The organism is Anaerobiospirillum thomasii (assembly GCF_900445255.1).
Taxonomy (GTDB): Bacteria; Pseudomonadota; Gammaproteobacteria; order Enterobacterales; family Succinivibrionaceae; genus Anaerobiospirillum_A; species Anaerobiospirillum_A thomasii.
Genome location: NZ_UAPU01000008.1, coordinates 1 through 15860, shown reverse-complemented (window position 1 = coordinate 15860; position 15860 = coordinate 1). Strand labels below are relative to the sequence as shown.

The following is a 15860-nucleotide window of genomic DNA, read 5'->3' as shown; positions in this document are numbered from 1 at the left end:
AATATTGTGCATATATTTATTATGTGTATTAATATAGTGCATTTATAGAGCGTCTTAACTACAAAAATCATCATATTGTTCCACAATAGTGCATACAATATCGCAGATGCTCTATAAATGTGCTATAAAATAGTACAAAATAATTCCACAATATAGAATATTAAAAATGTCAAGTAAATAAAATCCTTGTATTTCAATGGCTTGGGTCCTTCTGCACTGTTTTGGTGATGCGGATGCACAAGCCCCCGAAATATCGCTCTAGGGTCATTCAAAAAAGTATGCAACGGTTTAGCCTATGGTTTATCAAGATGGCATCAGTGTCAGAGCATTTGCCAAGCTTATTAAGAGGTCAGACACGCAAGTCAGACGCTTAATGCAGGCAGGCAAATTGACAGCTGATGATAACAAACAATTAAGCCCCACAATCAATATGAAAGAATGGGAAGCTATCAGCAAAGAAGAAACCACTAAGCCAACCAAGATCACCAAAACCACAGAGCCAAAGAAACCAAAACAGAGAACCTACAAGACTGACCTCAATGAGCTCTTTGACTTAGCTGAAGAGAACCCTGCACAGGCACTCAATAAAGCCAAGGCGCTTGAGACTATCTACAAAGTGGAAGAGCGTCAGCTGTCCTTAGATAAAGAAAAGGGCAAGCTTGTGGAAATTGAAACCGTTAAAGCCACCTTCAAGGATATTGCCATCAAGGTAAGGCAGGAAATTCTTGCAATTCCACAAAGATACGCAGGGCGCCTTGAGGGCAGAAATGAGCGAGAGATAGAGACCATGCTTGAAGAAGCTTTGGCCGAGGCTATGACCAAGATGCAGCTTGACCTATGAAAACAGTAAACGCAAAACAAAAAGAGCTTACAAGGGCTTTCTTTAAAGCCTTTACGCCTAAGCCTGTACTCAAGGGGAGTCAATGGGCCGATCGCTATCGTTATGTAGCAGCATCTACATCACCAGAGCCCGGCAGATGGGTATCAAGCAGAACGCCATATTTAACTGAAATCCTTGACGCCTGCACTGATAGACGAGTGGAGCAGGTCTATATTATGGCTGCATCTCAGATAGGCAAGTCAGAGCTGCTGCTTAACATCATGGGCTACTACATTCATCAGGAGCCAAGTCCTGTGCTATTTATTCAGCCAACTGATGAAACAGCCAAAGCCTTTTCAAAGGAGCGTATAGATCCAACAATCAAGGCATCACCTGTCCTGCGTGAGATTGTGGTGGAGGACTCCAAAGGCATTGAAAGACAGAGTAACAACACTGTCCTGAATAAAACCTTCGTAGGTGGCTATCTGGCCATTATCGGAGCTGTCTCAACCTCAAAGCTTGCATCACGTCCTATCAGAATTCTGCTTATGGACGAGATAGACAGATTTAACAATACGGCAGAGGGTAGCCCTATCAAGCTTGCACGTCAAAGAACTTCAAACTTTGGCAATAGAAAAATTATAGGTGTATCCACTCCGACAATTAAGAATGAGGAAGATCCAAAGCCAACCATAAGCAAAGAGTTTGAGCTGTCAGACAAAAGGGAGTTCAAAGTTATGTGCCCTCATTGTGAACAGCGCTTTGTTATGAAGTGGGAGCAGGTACGATGGGACAAGAATGAGAAGGGCGAGGTAGACGAAGACACAATAGGTCTTTTCTGCCCTAACTGTAAAGCCAAGGTACGAGGCGCAGGTAAGCCATCACCTTCACTGATTGAAAGTGGCATATGGGAACCAACAGCTAAGAGCAAGATAAGGGGCTATCACGTCAATGCCCTTGTGTCTCCGTGGGTACATCTCTCCACCTTGGTGACAGAATTTATCACAGCATCACGCAACAGAGATAAAGAAGCTTTAAGAGTTTTCTATAACCTAAGGCTTGGCCTTCCATTTGAGGAATATAAAACAGCCATGCTCAAGTGGGAGAAACTGTATAAGCGCTGTGAGTATTATCCTGTTGACGGCTTTTCTTCTTCTGTCCTATTCCTTACAGCAGGAGTGGACGTTCAGCGTGACCGTTTGGAGATCTCCATATACGGCTGGGGTGTGGGTCGTGAAGCATGGCTCATATCTCACCGGCAGATTATAGGCAACCCTTTAGAGGGCGAGGTATGGAAGGAGCTTGATGGCATCATTCTGCATTCAAAGTTCCTTAATGAGGATAAACAGCCACGGCGTTTAGTTGCCACTTTCATTGACTCAGGTGACGGCGTCATGACAGAGACAGTTTATAAATACACACGGCAAAGAGAGCGCTACAGGGTTGTTGCAATTAAAGGCCAGGGTGGTGAAAACAAACCTTTTATCAACCGACCTTCAAGACAGGGCAACTTTAAAGCGCTCCTTTATGTGCTGGGTGTAGACGCCGGCAAGAGTATTGTGACCTCATGCCTTGATCTTGAAACTACAGGGCCTATGTACATGCATTTTCCAAAAGGCGAGAACTGCGTTGATGAGGAGTTCTTTAAACAGCTTACAGCTGAGGTGCAAAGACCTAAAAAGAATAAAGATACAGGCGCTGTCAAAATGGAGTGGGTAAAGCTAAGAGAGCGAAACGAAGCGCTTGACTGTGCCGTCTATGCACGTGCAGCAATGGAAGCTTTAAATCCTGACTTTGAATCAATAGCCAGATCACTGCAAGGAAATGAAAATGACTGAGTTTAATGGAATAACAATTGAATTTGCAAAAGAAAGAATAAAGATGTGGCTTGATGCCGAGGCGGCAATAGCAACAGGGCAAAGCTATAAGATAGGATCGCGCACTCTGACACGTGCCAATCTTAAAGAAGTAAGAGAACAGCTAGATTATTGGCAGGGCAAACTTAATTCTCTTGAAAACGGAGGGAAAGGCCGCCGTATTATCAGAGCAATCTGCGAGGATCGTTAAATGATACTAGATACACACGGCAAGCCCATACGGCTTGATAAATCGTATGCACGCTCTGGCGCATCCTATGCCAGGAAGTCTTTAGCCTCATGGAGCACATCAGCCCTAAGCGCAGATGAGGACATAACACAGAACCTTGACACACTAAGAGCACGCTCAAGAGATCTTTACATGAGCACGCCATTGGCCACAGGTGCGATAAAGACCATAAGGACCAATGTCGTAGGTTCAGGCCTTGCCCTTAATGCTCATATTGATCATGAAAAATTAGGGCTGACACCTGAGGACGCCAAGGAGTGGGAGAAAAATACACAGCGTGAATGGGCTCTATGGGCTGAATCCTCTGCATGTGATGCAGGGCGCACGATGAATTTCTATCAGATGCAGGGCTTGGTTTTAGCCTCTGCCCTTATGTCTGGCGACTGCTTTGTGGCCATGCCATATATAAAAAGGCCTGATAATCCATATTCCTTAAAGGTATACATCATTGAAAGTGACAGAGTGTGCAATCCCACTGACAGCCTGATTAATCCAAATGTGGATATCATGCAGGGCATTGAGCTTGGCACTTATGGCGAGCCTGTGGCCTACCACATTGCCAAGTATCACCCTAATGGTTCTTTTTATCTTATGGGCAAACAGCAGGAATGGAAGAGGGTGCCGGCATTTGGTGCCAAGACAGGCAGGCGCAATATATTGCACATCATGCCTGACTATGAAAGACCGGCACAGCGCCGAGGCGTGCCACTGCTTGCCCCTGTTATGGAAGCATTAAAGCAGTTAGAGCGCTTTACCAATGCAGAGCTAACTGCTGCCGTCATCAGTGGATTGTTTACAGGCTTTGTAACAACTCAAAGCGCAGACGGTCTGCAATCTCCTTTTAACGATTTGGGAGACAGAGACAAAGAGCGCAATGAGATAAGCATGGGAAATGGCTCTATGGTGTACCTGCAAGAGGGGGAGAACGTCACCTTTGGATCACCGGGTAGGCCTAACCCCGAGTTTGGTGGGTTTGTGCAGGCTGTCTGCCGTCAGATAGGTGCAGCACTTGAGCTGCCTTATGAGCTTTTAGTTAAGAACTTTACAGCATCCTACAGCGCCAGCCGTGCATCTCTTTTAGAGGCTTGGAAGGCATTCAGAATGCGCCGTCAATGGCTGTGCGATTCTTTCTGTCAGGCTGTATATGAAGAATGGCTTGCAGAGGCTGTATCACTAGGACGCATCAGTGCTCCTAACTTTTTTAGCGATTTATCATATAAGAAGGCATGGTCACGTGCCGAATGGTCTGGCGATGCACAAGGCCAATTAGATCCACTTAAAGAAGCAAATGCAGCAGTTGTAAGAATCAACAATGGACTTTCAACACGAGAGAAAGAAGCAGCAGAGCTTACAGGTCTGTCCTTTGAAGTTATTGCCAATCAGCTCACAGCTGAGAGTGAAGCACTAAAAGCAATCACGCCACAGCAGGGAGAGTTACCACCTGTAAATAAAAATGAGGATGAAGAATGATTTCATTTAACAAGAAAAGCAATACGCTTTATATCAGTGGCGCCATAGAGGGCGCCCATTTTTTTAAAGAAGGGGATTCTAATACTGTCTTTGAATTATCTCAATACGATACAGCACGTGCCCTCAATGTTGTGATTAACAGCCCAGGCGGATCCACAAATGAGGGGCTTGCAATTAAAACCTTTTTAGAATCATTGGAGATACAGCCGAGGATAAGCGTCACGGGTTTAGCTGCAAGTGCTGCCACTTTGATCACCTCTGCCAAGAATGCCCATGTCACTATGCAAAAGGGCTCAATGTTTATGATCCACGAACCATGGATCACAATGCAGGGGGCAAAGGATGATTTAAAGAAGACGGCAGATAGATTAGATAAGCTTACACAAAGCATTGCTCAGCTGTATGCAGAAAAAACCAATCTTCCTGTACCACAGCTTATAAAAATGATGAGTGAAGAGACATGGCTTACAGCTGATGAAGCTGTGGAGCTTGGCTTTGCTGATAAGGTGGACGGTACCAAGTCAGTAAACGCAAGCATTGACAATAATAAGCTTTCAATAGGTGGTCTTGATTTTAGCTGTGCTACCTATTGTAAATTACAAGAATTTTTTCAATGTCACCAAGAGGACGAAATCACCATGAATGAAGAAGTAAAGACCGAGGACAAGAACCTCACTGTTACAGAAACTAAGAGCGCCGTCACTTTCACAGATGTAGCTCAGATGATTAAAGCATATCCTGACTTTTGCAGAGCTATTGCAGATGAAGCCTTTGCCAAAGGACAGAGCGCAGAACGTGAGCGCATTAAAGAGCTTGATGCTATGTCATCTAAACAGCATGAGTCACTTATCAACAAGGCCAAGTACGAGACCTTTGAGGATGCCAAATCATGCGCCTTCAATATCTTAAAGGCTCAAAAGCAGCAGCTTGATGAGCAGGCAAGCGCCTTGCAGTCTGATGCATCTGCCCTTCAGGAAGTGGCAGGAGTTCAGGATGATGTAATGACCTCAGCAGAAACACAGCGCAATGCAATGATTAAATCAATTTTAGAGAACATGTAAAAGGAGTTTTCAAAATGGCAGAACTATCAAGAGATTTAGGCAACGTTGAGTACGACAAACTGCTTGCAGGACCTAGAGACTGGGTCAAGTACACCCACAATGAGGTGGCACAGGGTGAGAACAAGCTCAAGCGTGGCTGTCTTGTAACCTATGACGCAGCAACCAAGACCGTGAAGGCATGCAAGCTTAAGGCTGATGTGGTCTATGGCATTCTGGCTGAAGATGTGGATGCTACAAGCTCCAAGGTATATGCCCGCATTTATCTGTCAGGCGCCTTCAATGAAGAGGCTTTATCCATGGGCACACCTGGCGATAGTGGCAAGGTTGCAGACTTTTATCTGTCAGCCCGTAATGTAGGCATCATTTTCAACAAACCAACCAAGTAAAGATTTAAACAGACGAGGTATAAACTATGTCAACTCAGACAGGAAATGTTTCACTTTATGATTTTAGAACTCTCTTAGGTGTCGTGCAGCAGATGCCAAGAGAGCACACCTTTTTGCGAGATACATTTTTCCCAACAACAAAGACCTTTATGACCAAAGAGGTTGATATTGATATTATTGGTCCTGATAAGCGCAAGCTTGCACCGTTTGTACATCGTTATACCGGTGGCACCTTCTCATACAGAGATGGCTATTCAACCAAATCATATCAGCCTGCACGAATTGCCCCTATGATGATTACTACAGCTGATGAGGCTTTTACCCGTGCCCCAGGTGAGACTATTTACAGTCAGTTCAATCCTGCACAGCGTATGAATGCCATTGTAGCTGACAATCTTAAACAGCTTGATAAGCAGATTACACGCCGTGAGGAATGGATGGCAGCGCAGGCACTGTTTACAGGTAAGATTGAGATGAAGGGCGAGGGCGTGAACGATGTGCTCACCATGTGGGACAATGCCAAGAAGCCTGAAACCGACATTGCAACCAAGTGGGACCAGCCTAATGCCACACCATTTGATGATCTTGTAGCATGTGTGGACAAGGTGGGCGAGTTATCTGGTCGTACTGCCAACAAGCTGATCGTAGGTCGCAAGGTTCTAAAAGTCCTGATGAATTTCTTAGTCAAGGACGGCTCACTTGACCCACGCCGTATAAATCTAGGACACATTGAGCCTGCCAAAGTACAGGCCAATGGAGTGCAGTACATCGGTACTCTGTTATATCCTCATCTTGATATCTACGCCTACACCGAGACCTTTGTGGACGATGCAGGAACAAACACACCACTTGTGCCTGACAATATTGCCTTCTTAGCATCTGATGGCGCTATGACCACACGAGCCTACGGCATTGTAGATATCATTGATGAGAATAATAACATTCGCTTTGTTGAGGGTTCACGAGTTGCCAATTCATGGGTACAGCGTGATACACCGGCAGGCCGAGTGGTGCAGATGATTTCACATCCTCTGATGATTGTTAATGAGCCTTATGCGTTCCATGTTATGAAGGTATTATCCTAATGAAATACAGAGCACTTAAAAACTTTATTTTTGAGAGTGCCTATTATGAGCAAGGAGCAGAGTACGAGTTTGAAACTGTACCTGCCCTTATCAAAGATGGGTATCTTGAGAAAATAGGCAATGCCGAACCACTTCCACCAAAGACCGAGGAGACACAGGAAAAGGCAGATCCTTCTTTAGAGGCTGATGCTGATATTGATGATGTTATGCAGATGCCTGATCTTGGTGGTGAGGGCAAAGGTAAAACAATAAAGAGAAAATAAACATGATTGATTTTAAGCAGCAGTTAGCCTTAGACATTGACACCTTTATCAATCTGTCCGAGTTTGCAGACATTCACAGCATTAACGGGCAAGAGGTCAATGCGATCATTGATTCCAATGCCCTTGATGAGGTAGCCATTAAAACCGAGTCAATGCAGGCTGTATTTGTTAATGCTATAACGATCTTTATACCGCAAGGGTCGCTGTCACGCCTGCCACTTGTTGATGAGGATTTTGAGCTTGATGGATACAGCTACACCTGCAAAGGCTTAAGGATTGAGCAGGGCTGTGATGCCATTATTGCTGTAGAAAATCAGTCACGTTAGTTTGTAAAGCTATAGCGCTTTGAGGGCGCCTTCTATGTTTTCAGTAAAAATTGACGACAAAGCTATTGAGAATGCAAAGCTGTTGTTATCTCAAATCCCCAGAGGGGCCGAGAGTGCAATAAGCCGTGCTATCAATCGCACCATGCAGGGCGCCCGCACTCAGATAGTGAGGGTAGTAAAAGAGCGCTACACTTTAAAAGCTACAGATATAAGACAGACCTTATCTGTCGTTAAGTCAGATAAAAACACCCTTACAGGCGAAATCAAATCAAGGGGCACGCAGTTAAATGCCTCACACTTTATGCACAGACCTCATGGCGATACTACAGGCAACAAGCGCAGACAGGTGTTTGTTTCATTCACCAAAGGCAAGCGCTTTAGTGTGGATCGTGGTTTTGTGTGGCAGGGGCGTATTTATAAAAGAGAAGGTAAAAAGAGACTGCCAATTCAATCCATGTATGGCCCATCTGTCCCTCAGATGATAGGCAGTAAGGAAAGTATTGAGCGCATTGAGCGAGGCATGACTGATACATTCAATAAACGCATCATGCATGAGATTGATGTTTCATTAAAAGGGTATGACAAATGACAGAGTTTTATTTAATAGAGAGTTTGCAGACTTTTCTTGAAAAAACGCTAAACGACATCAATCAGGACAGACCTGGCACAGACAGGGAGCCATACCTTGGCAGTCTTAGAACTGTAAGGCCTTTAAAGGCAGAGATGCAGGACAAAGAGCAGGCGGTTAAGGTCAATATATACAATGGCTTTGTGCCCTCTGCCAAGCAGGAGAGCTCTGTGTTTCCTTATGTCTCTATCTTTTTATTAGATGGAAGTGTTGATAGAGAGTACTGCACCTGTAGAGCGCAGTTTGATATTGGTGTTTATTCGCAGGAAGATAACAGGGCACTGATGAATATGTTAAGGCGTATTATTAACGGCCTGTCTCAGCTTGAAAACTACATGCTTGATAATAAGTTTGAGCTTTCACTGCCATTTACATGGTCAACCTTTGAAGAAAACAAGCACCCTTTTCATAATGCATCAATAATAACCTCATGGAGTTGGTATGCCCCATGCCCTCAAAATTTCTCAACAATTTAAAATCTAGTCAGAGGTAAACATGACAAAAAATCAGAGCAAAGGCCCTGAGGCTGTCGCACGTCCTGAAAGTGCAGAGCATCAGGATAATTCAATTGTGTACATTGGTAAAAATGTTCCACGCCTGGGGCTTAAAACGTACACGGTATACACAGAATATATAGCTATTCCTGAACATATCAGGGCAGAGCTAGAAAAATCACCAATATATAAAGCTTTATTTGTTCATGTCAGCATTATGCGCCATGCAGTTGCTGATCTACATGATAAAACCTCAGCTTTATATCAGATAAATTCATCTTTTAACTAGGAGCTAAAAAATGGCAGCATATAAGCACGGTGTCTATACATCTGAAACACCGACCTCACTTATACCAACCACAGAAGTATTATCTGCTGTGCCTTTTGTTGTAGGCATTGCACCAATTAACATGGCACAAGAGCCAAGTGTCAATGAGCCAAAGCTTGTATACTCATACAAAGAGGCTGTGCAGTACTTTGGTGTTGAAAATGCCACAGATGACGGCAACGGCAAGAAGAGCTTTAAATACAACTTATCTGAGTTTATTTACTCTACCTTCAACTTCTACGGCAATACGCCAATTGTATTGGTCAATGTTTTAGATCCTGCCAAGCACAAGAAGACAGCTGATACCACAGCTATTACAATTGACGCCAAGGGGCAGGCAGTAATTCAGGAGTTTGGCTGCGTTGTCTCAACTCTCAAAATTTCAAAACCTGATACAGGCTTTTATGCAGAGGGCACTGATTATGTTACAGCCTTTGATGATGACGGCTATCTTGTTATCTCTGCCCTTCCTGAAGGGAGTGACGGCAACTTCAAGCTTGCAAAGCAGGAGCTGACTATTACCGTTGAGAAGTTAGATCCTTCAGCAGTCACCAAAAAAGAGATCATCGGAGGTGTGACACCTGAGGGCAAGAAGACCGGTCTTGAGCTTATCAGTGAAGTATATCCACGTTTAAGAATTATACCGACCCTTGTGGCCTCTCCACATTATTCAGCAGATCCTGAAGTGGCGGCAATTATGGGCGCAAAGGCTCTTAACATAAACACCGTCTTTAATGCTATGGCCATAGTTGATGCTGATACCAAGACCACCAAGAAATACAGTGATGTGCCAAATTGGAAGAACAAGAACAACATAGTAGATCCTAATGTAGCTGTTACATGGCCACAGATTGAAATGACAGGCACAAGATACGCATCATCAACCCACCTCATTGGCGTGCTTGCAAGAACAGATGGCGAGCGTGACGGCGTGCCTTATGTGTCTCCTTCAAATAAGAATTTTGAGGGCACAGGTCTTTGTCTTGAAGATGGCTCTGAAGTGGTGCTTGGCAATGAAGAGGCTAACTACTTAAATGGTGAGGGCATTGTCGCAGCTCTGAATTTTAGTGGTGGATGGAAGATATGGGGCAATCGCACTTCATGTTATCCAGCCAATACCGACCCAAAGGATGCCTTTATCCCTGTAAAGCGCATGTTCTTCTTTATTGCAAACACAGTAGTAACCACAATGTGGCAGAAGGTAGATGAGCCTGGGAATAGACGCCTTATAGATACCATTGTTGACTCTTTAAATGTATGGCTCAATGCTTTTACTGCAAGACAGCAGCTGCTAGGTGGTCGTATTGAGTTTAGAAAGGAAGACAACCCTGTTACAGAGCTAATGGACGGCAAATATCACTTCAAGATATTTATAACCCCTCCATCACCAGCACGAGAGCTGAGCTTTGACTTAGAGATTGATCCAACTTACTACGAGACCTTATTTAATTAAGGAGGTGATATATGGCAAACAAATATCCAGATAAGACAATTAATTACAACGTATATTCAGAGCAGGGCGAGCTTTTAGGCGTTGCAACAGCAGAACTGCCCGAGCTTGCATATATGACTGAGACTTTAACCGGTGCAGGTCTTGCAGGTGAGATTGAAACACCTGTGACAGGTCATTTTGGCGCCATGTCAACAACTCTTAATTTCAATGCTATTCAAGCTGATGCCATTGTTTTGCTTTCAACCAAGGGCAACACCCTGACACTGCGATCTGCACAGCAGGCACTTGATATGGCTGAGGTCAGTACTCATAAGACTCAAGGCATTAAAATTGTACTCAAGACTTTGCCAAAGACTATGAGCCTTGGAAGCTTTGAGCCAGGTGCCAAGACTGACACTTCAATTGAGTTAGAGACTCCTTATATCAAGATTGAAGTTGATGGCAAGCAGGTGCTTGAGATTGACAAGCTTAACTTTAAGTGTGTCATTGGTGAGAATGATCTTCTTGAAAATGTACGAGCTAATTTAGGATTTTAAAAAGAATGTCCATATCTACTACTAAAGAGGGGCTCACTGCCTCTCTTTCACGCCCTTACACCTTTGAGGGCCAGGAATACACCTCTGTGACCTTTAATATTGATGATAACTTTACGGGTGGGCAGTTTAAGCAGCTCTATCGCAAGTACATAGCATTAAGGAAACAGACTGATGCGCAAAGCCTTGTCATGGATCGCATGTTAGTGACTGCAATTATTAACAATGAGTTTATTGACTTTGCAATGTGTGAACTGTCCCATCTGCCACTTGAATTTTTCAATGGACTGCCCTTTAAGGACTATATAGCCCTAAGTGGGACCTTACAAAATTTTTTCACCGATTCGGTATAGGCAATCTAAGCGATCAGAGTATTGAGAAATATCTAAAAGAGTATTTTAAGAATTTACTGTTCTTATCTATTCAGATAAAGACTCCGTACTCTGATATGTGCCATATGCCTATACTTGACGTATTTGAATGCACAGAGAATTTTATTTTATACACTAAGGAATTGAAAAAGAAATGAGCTCAAAGGTTTATGAAATTGCAATGCAGCTTAAAGGCAAGCTTGAGGGCTCATTTATTAAGAGCGCAAGCAATGCAATTAAGCATGTGGATAAGTTAAATCATTCGTTTAATTCTATTGCTTCACATAAGCTGGCCCTTGATAAGATCTTGGCGCAGGCGCAGGCAACAAAGAAGGCTTACTATGCCTACGATGAAGCCAAGGCCAAGGTCAAAGCACTTGAAAAGCAGTTACAGAGTGCCAAGAGTGGTCACAAGGAGCTAAGAGCCGAGCTTTTAAACGCTGTTAACGCCATGAATAGGGCAGAGAAGGCCTACACAGATGGCAAGAATAAACTGTCTCAGCTCAAAGCCGAGGCCAATGCCACAGGTAAAAGTCTTAAAGACTTAGAGGCTAAATCCGATGCCCTTAATAAGAGACTGCAAGCCAAGGCCAACATAGAAGCGCAGACACAGAAGGCGCAGGCCCTGGCCGAGAAGGCAGAGTCAATGCAGGCCAAAGGATTAGGTAACATAGCCAAAGCTACAGCCATGACAGCAGCTGCATTTGGCATGCCGATAAAAGCTGCAATGGATATAGAAGATCAGACTGCCGAGCTTAGAAAGTACACTGACATCTCTGATGAAGTCATGAAAAAGAACAAGGAAATGGCCACCAAAATGGCTGTTTCTACAGAAGAGATGGTGGCTTTACAGGCCAATGCTATGCAGTCAAACATCTTAGATGCCAATGACGCCAAACAGATTGAGACATATACGCAGACAGCAGCTAAAGCCATGATCGCACTTACAATGACAGGTGATCAAGTGGGCTCAAGTTTTGCAGCTATTAAAAATCAGATCGCTGGCAACATGGAAGATACAATCAAGGCCTTTGATCTTGTTAATGCAATAGCCAACAATACCACAGCTGGAGGTAAAGAAACTCTTGAAGTGCTAGAGCGTTCAGGTGGTATGGTTGCAGCATCTACTAAGCTCACCACATCGCAGATTGTTGCCCTATCTGGTGCTTTTTTATCGGCATCAGGAAGTGCAGAGGTAGCTGCTACAGCACAGTCAAGCTTTATCAATGCCCTTATGGCAGGCTCTAACGCCACTAATACACAGTTAAAGGGTTTTGAGAAGTTAGGGCTTAGCCCACAGAAGATGGCCAAGGCTTTAACTACAGGCGGAGCAGAGGCACAATACGCCATTGAAGAAGTCTTTAAACGCATTAATAAGTTATCAGCAGATGAAAAGAACAGTGTTGTAGGTCAGATATTTGGTAACGAGGCTGGGCTTAAGAAAGCTGTAATGACAATGGCAGAACAGGGGCATATATTAAGTAAGCCCTTTGAATTGGCAGCTAATGAGCTCAACTATTTAGGATCTATGCAAAAGGAGTACGAGGCCAGAGCAGCAACAACATCAAATCAGCTAGGTATTCTGAATAATCTTGTCACAATTATATCGGCTACGATAGGTTCAGTTTTTTTACCAGCTATTAATGAGCTTTTGGGTGCAGCTATAGAAATGTCACAACCTTATATAGCGTGGATAGAAAATAATAAAGAACTAGTCAAAACTATTGGCACAGGCGTGGCTATTTTCTTGGCTCTTATAGCAGCAATAGGCGCGGCGCAGTTAGCCTTTGGCCTGATGTTAAAGCCTATCATCAGTTTAATTAACATCTTTGTGATGCTTAAAAAAGCTATGCTGTTGGTCAATATGGCCATGCTGGCCAACCCTATAGGCCTCGTGATAACTGCTATTACTGCCCTTATTGGCGTTGGTTATCTGTTATATAAACACTGGGACACAATTCAAGCTAAGGCTGTAGAGCTGTGGGCAACTTTTGAGCAGAAATTCCCAGCTATGGCATCGGTGGTTAAGACCGTGGCCACGGCTATTGGTCAGTACATTAACTATGTTAAAACTGTGCTGTCCAACATGCTTGGCTTTATTGTCAATGTGTTTACAGGCAAATGGGGTGAAGCATGGGCTAATGTTAAGAACATCTTTAAAGCCATGTTTGATGCGCTCAAAGGTATAGCCGAGGGACCTATCAACTATGTGACTGACAAGGTGGAGCAGGTCAAGGGCGCCTTTGGCAATGCTGTTAATTCTGTAAAAAGCTTCTTTGGCTTTGGTGATGATGCCAATGTCAATGTGAATGCCACAGCATCACAGCCAAGTGTCACCTCTGCAACTTCAATCCCTGCACTTGCAAACGGTGGTATTGTCTCAAAGCCGACCCTTGCAATGATAGGAGAAGGTGCAGAGAGTGAAGCTGTGATGCCACTGTCAAAGCTAGGCTCCATGCTTGGCACTTCTAGCACCACAACCAACACCACTAACAACGCTCCTATAACCGTGACCTTTGCGCCAACTATCAACATACAAGGCGATCAGAACGTCAAGGGACAGGTAAATGAAGCGTTAAATGTGGGCTCAATTAATCTTAAGAAAGAGCTTGAGAAGTTGATGCGTGGCAGTGGGCAGATAGCTTATTAAATATACTGTGCCATTTATTGCTTTAACTGAGTATCGTCTTTGAGAAATAAATATGCCTTAAAGCACGCTGCAGTAAACAATAAAACAAGTACAGCAGAGATTGTAATTATAGAAGTAGAAGGCTCTATAAAAGGGGATAAAATAACTACAAATATACCAACTATGAACCCAATAACTAGAGCCCCTACTATTAATTGAAAACCAATCTCAACAACAGCAACAACTGCAAGACAAAGCGCTTTAATTAAATTATAAAAGGTAATTAGAGTTTTCATTTTAACCTCTTCTTAAGTGCAAGGCTCTATGGATAAATTATAGAATAAAAAATCAAAAAGGGTGTTTATAAATGAGAAGCTATGTCACAAAACAAGGCGACACATGGACATCATAGCCAAGGCGCAGCTTGGTAGTGAGTTTCAAATGCACCAATTGATTGAGCTTAATTTTAAGCACAGAGATATTTTAATTTTCTCTAGTGGAATTGAGCTCAATATTCCTGATGTTAATCCTAGCCCCTCAACTAACAGCGAGCAGTTGCCACCATGGAAAAGAGTAAAGTAATAAAAACGCTTGTAAGTGTGATATATGAAAGCACAGACATCACACAAGAGATAAACGCTGACCTCTTATCTTTCTCTTATGAAGATAATTGCTCAGATGAATGTGACAGTGTAAGCATCACATTAAAAGATGAGCAAGGCAAATGGGCAGGATCTTGGTCTCCTGACAGAGGAGCCAAGGTACGATGCATGTTAAGCACTAACCAAGATATAGCTTAGAGACAGGGCTGATGATTATAAACAGTCTATCAGCCCAGGGAGCTCCACGCACATTTGACATGCAGGCTATCTCTGTGCCCTTGGAGAACACTGTGCGCAAGACTGCCAAGACAAGAAACTTTGAAAACCTAGACTTGAAGACTATTGCCAATACAATAGCGACAGATAACAAGCTCAAGCTGTTTTTTGACAGCCAAGAGAATCCCACATACGACAGAATTGATCAAAAAGATGAAACTGATCTTAAGTTTCTTGAGCGTATTTGCAAAGAGGCAGGCCTAAGCCTTAAGGTCAATTCAGAACAGCTCATTATGTTTGATCAAAAAAGCTATGAGAAAAAAGATCCTATAGCGACTTATGCCCTGGGAATGTCTCCTGTTCTTAGATGGTCATTCAATGCACAGCAGGCAGAGAGATACAGAGCATGTCGTATTAAGTGGAGAGACTTCAAGAAAAAAGGCAAAGATACATCTACAGCTACAGTGGCTTTTAGAACTGCGCAGGAAGCTCAAAAGCCAGAACGGTAAAGTGGATCTTTCATGGGAGCACAAGCCTCAAGAGGTCAAGAAAGGCAATACAGCGCTTAAAGCTGAATATATTGACTACACCTACACCGATGAGACAGTTGAACCATCAGGGCAGGTATATGTTTTAAAAAAGCGCTGCACATCTTTGGCAGAAGCGCAAAGGCTGGCCAAGGCTAAGCTAAGAGAGCTCAATCAGAGACAGACTACAGGGCTCACTGACCTTGGTGGGCAATCCTCTTTTATACGCTGGGCTGTGGTTGCTCTTAGTGGCTTTGGCTCCTTTGACGGCAACTTCATCATTGAGAAAGCAAACCACAGTGTGAGCAATTCAGGCTATGTGACAGATATAGAGGTTAGGAGAGTAAACAATGAGTATTAGTGCTCTATTAAGGAATGATGGCTATGAAGAATTAAAGCACCTCTTATCTATGGTGATAAGGGTGGGCGAGATTACATCTATTGACCCATTCAGACATACCGCCAGGGTGGTTTTCCTGAAGACGACAATTGCACATCATACGATTTACCAATTCTGTGCCCTAATACTTTGAAAAACCATAATTACCACATGCCTGATATT

The 15860-nt window shown here is 43.4% G+C and carries 20 protein-coding genes; 19 read left to right on the top strand and 1 reads right to left on the bottom strand.

Going from position 1 to position 15860, the window contains the following annotated elements:
* The first annotated feature begins 295 nt into the window (after positions 1-295).
* From DRZ93_RS13115 to DRZ93_RS13040, 16 genes are all read left to right on the top strand, one after another.
* Complete coding sequence (locus tag DRZ93_RS13115; protein ID WP_113744209.1) at positions 296-841, top strand: hypothetical protein; 546 nt, start codon at positions 296-298, stop codon at positions 839-841.
* Entirely contained in the window at positions 838-2658 is a 1821-nt protein-coding gene (locus tag DRZ93_RS13110; protein ID WP_113746749.1) for a phage terminase large subunit family protein, read from the top strand. Before DRZ93_RS13115 ends, DRZ93_RS13110 begins: the two co-directional genes overlap by 4 nt.
* A complete protein-coding gene (locus DRZ93_RS13105; protein WP_113744211.1) occupies positions 2651-2887 on the top strand; it encodes a DUF6148 family protein in 237 nt (78 codons plus the stop codon). The genes DRZ93_RS13110 and DRZ93_RS13105 overlap by 8 nt, the downstream gene beginning before the upstream one ends.
* Positions 2888-4396 (top strand): phage portal protein, encoded by a 1509-nt coding sequence (locus tag DRZ93_RS13100; protein WP_113745477.1) that lies wholly within the window; start codon positions 2888-2890, stop codon positions 4394-4396.
* Positions 4393-5457: a head maturation protease, ClpP-related gene (locus DRZ93_RS13095; RefSeq protein ID WP_113745478.1), complete on the top strand. Its 1065-nt coding sequence runs from the start codon at positions 4393-4395 to the stop codon at positions 5455-5457. Before DRZ93_RS13100 ends, DRZ93_RS13095 begins: the two co-directional genes overlap by 4 nt.
* Before the next feature lie 14 nt (positions 5458-5471).
* Entirely contained in the window at positions 5472-5843 is a 372-nt protein-coding gene (locus tag DRZ93_RS13090) for a hypothetical protein (RefSeq protein WP_113744214.1), read from the top strand.
* Between the two features lie 26 nt (positions 5844-5869).
* Positions 5870-6928 (top strand): major capsid protein, encoded by a 1059-nt coding sequence (locus DRZ93_RS13085; RefSeq protein WP_113744215.1) that lies wholly within the window; start codon positions 5870-5872, stop codon positions 6926-6928.
* Entirely contained in the window at positions 6928-7191 is a 264-nt protein-coding gene (locus DRZ93_RS13080) for a hypothetical protein (RefSeq protein ID WP_113745479.1), read from the top strand. Before DRZ93_RS13085 ends, DRZ93_RS13080 begins: the two co-directional genes overlap by 1 nt.
* Before the next feature lie 2 nt (positions 7192-7193).
* The gene (locus DRZ93_RS13075; RefSeq protein WP_113744217.1) at positions 7194-7517 is read left to right on the top strand and encodes a hypothetical protein; all 324 of its coding nucleotides are present in this window, start codon (positions 7194-7196) and stop codon (positions 7515-7517) included.
* Between the two features lie 34 nt (positions 7518-7551).
* Positions 7552-8106: a phage tail protein gene (locus DRZ93_RS13070; protein WP_113744218.1), complete on the top strand. Its 555-nt coding sequence runs from the start codon at positions 7552-7554 to the stop codon at positions 8104-8106.
* Positions 8103-8621 carry a hypothetical protein gene (locus DRZ93_RS13065; protein WP_113745480.1) on the top strand — a complete coding sequence of 173 codons (519 nt, stop codon included), beginning with the start codon at positions 8103-8105 and terminating at the stop codon, positions 8619-8621. Before DRZ93_RS13070 ends, DRZ93_RS13065 begins: the two co-directional genes overlap by 4 nt.
* A 19-nt stretch (positions 8622-8640) precedes the next feature.
* Complete coding sequence (locus tag DRZ93_RS13060; protein ID WP_113744220.1) at positions 8641-8928, top strand: hypothetical protein; 288 nt, start codon at positions 8641-8643, stop codon at positions 8926-8928.
* A 10-nt stretch (positions 8929-8938) separates the two neighbouring features.
* Complete coding sequence (locus DRZ93_RS13055) at positions 8939-10420, top strand: phage tail sheath family protein (RefSeq protein WP_113745481.1); 1482 nt, start codon at positions 8939-8941, stop codon at positions 10418-10420.
* A gap of 11 nt (positions 10421-10431) precedes the next feature.
* Complete coding sequence (locus DRZ93_RS13050) at positions 10432-10956, top strand: phage major tail tube protein (protein ID WP_113745482.1); 525 nt, start codon at positions 10432-10434, stop codon at positions 10954-10956.
* A gap of 5 nt (positions 10957-10961) precedes the next feature.
* Positions 10962-11306 carry a phage tail assembly protein gene (locus DRZ93_RS13045; protein ID WP_113744223.1) on the top strand — a complete coding sequence of 115 codons (345 nt, stop codon included), beginning with the start codon at positions 10962-10964 and terminating at the stop codon, positions 11304-11306.
* Positions 11307-11478: 172 nt separating this feature from the next.
* Positions 11479-13974, top strand: coding sequence for a phage tail tape measure protein (locus DRZ93_RS13040; RefSeq protein ID WP_113745483.1), 2496 nt, complete (start codon positions 11479-11481; stop codon positions 13972-13974).
* Positions 13975-13988: 14 nt separating this feature from the next.
* Here the strand turns inward: DRZ93_RS13040 and DRZ93_RS13035 are convergent, their stop codons facing one another.
* Complete coding sequence (locus DRZ93_RS13035; RefSeq protein WP_113744225.1) at positions 13989-14249, bottom strand: hypothetical protein; 261 nt, start codon at positions 14247-14249, stop codon at positions 13989-13991.
* Positions 14250-14352: 103 nt separating this feature from the next.
* On the opposite strand from DRZ93_RS13035, the gene DRZ93_RS13030 reads away from it, so the two are divergent.
* The 3 genes from DRZ93_RS13030 (at position 14353) to DRZ93_RS13015 (ending at position 15659) form a co-directional block, all read left to right on the top strand.
* On the top strand, positions 14353-14535 hold the full coding sequence (locus DRZ93_RS13030) for a phage tail protein (RefSeq protein ID WP_113746748.1): 183 nt from the start codon (positions 14353-14355) through the stop codon (positions 14533-14535).
* A 229-nt stretch (positions 14536-14764) separates the two neighbouring features.
* The gene (locus DRZ93_RS13020) at positions 14765-15280 is read left to right on the top strand and encodes a contractile injection system protein, VgrG/Pvc8 family (RefSeq protein ID WP_113746746.1); all 516 of its coding nucleotides are present in this window, start codon (positions 14765-14767) and stop codon (positions 15278-15280) included.
* Between the two features lies 1 nt (position 15281).
* Positions 15282-15659, top strand: coding sequence for a hypothetical protein (locus DRZ93_RS13015; RefSeq protein WP_113746745.1), 378 nt, complete (start codon positions 15282-15284; stop codon positions 15657-15659).
* Positions 15660-15860: the final 201 nt, after the last annotated feature.

Excerpts from the sequence above, each read along its gene's own strand:
- DRZ93_RS13090 (WP_113744214.1), top strand. The coding sequence starts at position 5,472 with ATGGCAGAACTATCAAGAGATTTAGGCAACGTTGAGTACGACAAACTG.
- DRZ93_RS13110 (WP_113746749.1), top strand. The coding sequence starts at position 838 with ATGAAAACAGTAAACGCAAAACAAAAAGAGCTTACAAGGGCTTTCTTT.
- DRZ93_RS13030 (WP_113746748.1), top strand. The coding sequence starts at position 14,353 with ATGGACATCATAGCCAAGGCGCAGCTTGGTAGTGAGTTTCAAATGCAC.
- DRZ93_RS13080 (WP_113745479.1), top strand. The coding sequence starts at position 6,928 with ATGAAATACAGAGCACTTAAAAACTTTATTTTTGAGAGTGCCTATTAT.
- DRZ93_RS13055 (WP_113745481.1), top strand. The coding sequence starts at position 8,939 with ATGGCAGCATATAAGCACGGTGTCTATACATCTGAAACACCGACCTCA.
- DRZ93_RS13095 (WP_113745478.1), top strand. The coding sequence starts at position 4,393 with ATGATTTCATTTAACAAGAAAAGCAATACGCTTTATATCAGTGGCGCC.
- DRZ93_RS13065 (WP_113745480.1), top strand. The coding sequence starts at position 8,103 with ATGACAGAGTTTTATTTAATAGAGAGTTTGCAGACTTTTCTTGAAAAA.
- DRZ93_RS13035 (WP_113744225.1), bottom strand. The coding sequence starts at position 14,249 with ATGAAAACTCTAATTACCTTTTATAATTTAATTAAAGCGCTTTGTCTT.
- DRZ93_RS13100 (WP_113745477.1), top strand. The coding sequence starts at position 2,888 with ATGATACTAGATACACACGGCAAGCCCATACGGCTTGATAAATCGTAT.
- DRZ93_RS13075 (WP_113744217.1), top strand. The coding sequence starts at position 7,194 with ATGATTGATTTTAAGCAGCAGTTAGCCTTAGACATTGACACCTTTATC.
- DRZ93_RS13070 (WP_113744218.1), top strand. The coding sequence starts at position 7,552 with ATGTTTTCAGTAAAAATTGACGACAAAGCTATTGAGAATGCAAAGCTG.
- DRZ93_RS13050 (WP_113745482.1), top strand. The coding sequence starts at position 10,432 with ATGGCAAACAAATATCCAGATAAGACAATTAATTACAACGTATATTCA.
- DRZ93_RS13115 (WP_113744209.1), top strand. The coding sequence starts at position 296 with ATGGTTTATCAAGATGGCATCAGTGTCAGAGCATTTGCCAAGCTTATT.
- DRZ93_RS13040 (WP_113745483.1), top strand. The coding sequence starts at position 11,479 with ATGAGCTCAAAGGTTTATGAAATTGCAATGCAGCTTAAAGGCAAGCTT.
- DRZ93_RS13105 (WP_113744211.1), top strand. The coding sequence starts at position 2,651 with ATGACTGAGTTTAATGGAATAACAATTGAATTTGCAAAAGAAAGAATA.
- DRZ93_RS13060 (WP_113744220.1), top strand. The coding sequence starts at position 8,641 with ATGACAAAAAATCAGAGCAAAGGCCCTGAGGCTGTCGCACGTCCTGAA.
- DRZ93_RS13020 (WP_113746746.1), top strand. The coding sequence starts at position 14,765 with ATGATTATAAACAGTCTATCAGCCCAGGGAGCTCCACGCACATTTGAC.
- DRZ93_RS13085 (WP_113744215.1), top strand. The coding sequence starts at position 5,870 with ATGTCAACTCAGACAGGAAATGTTTCACTTTATGATTTTAGAACTCTC.
- DRZ93_RS13045 (WP_113744223.1), top strand. The coding sequence starts at position 10,962 with ATGTCCATATCTACTACTAAAGAGGGGCTCACTGCCTCTCTTTCACGC.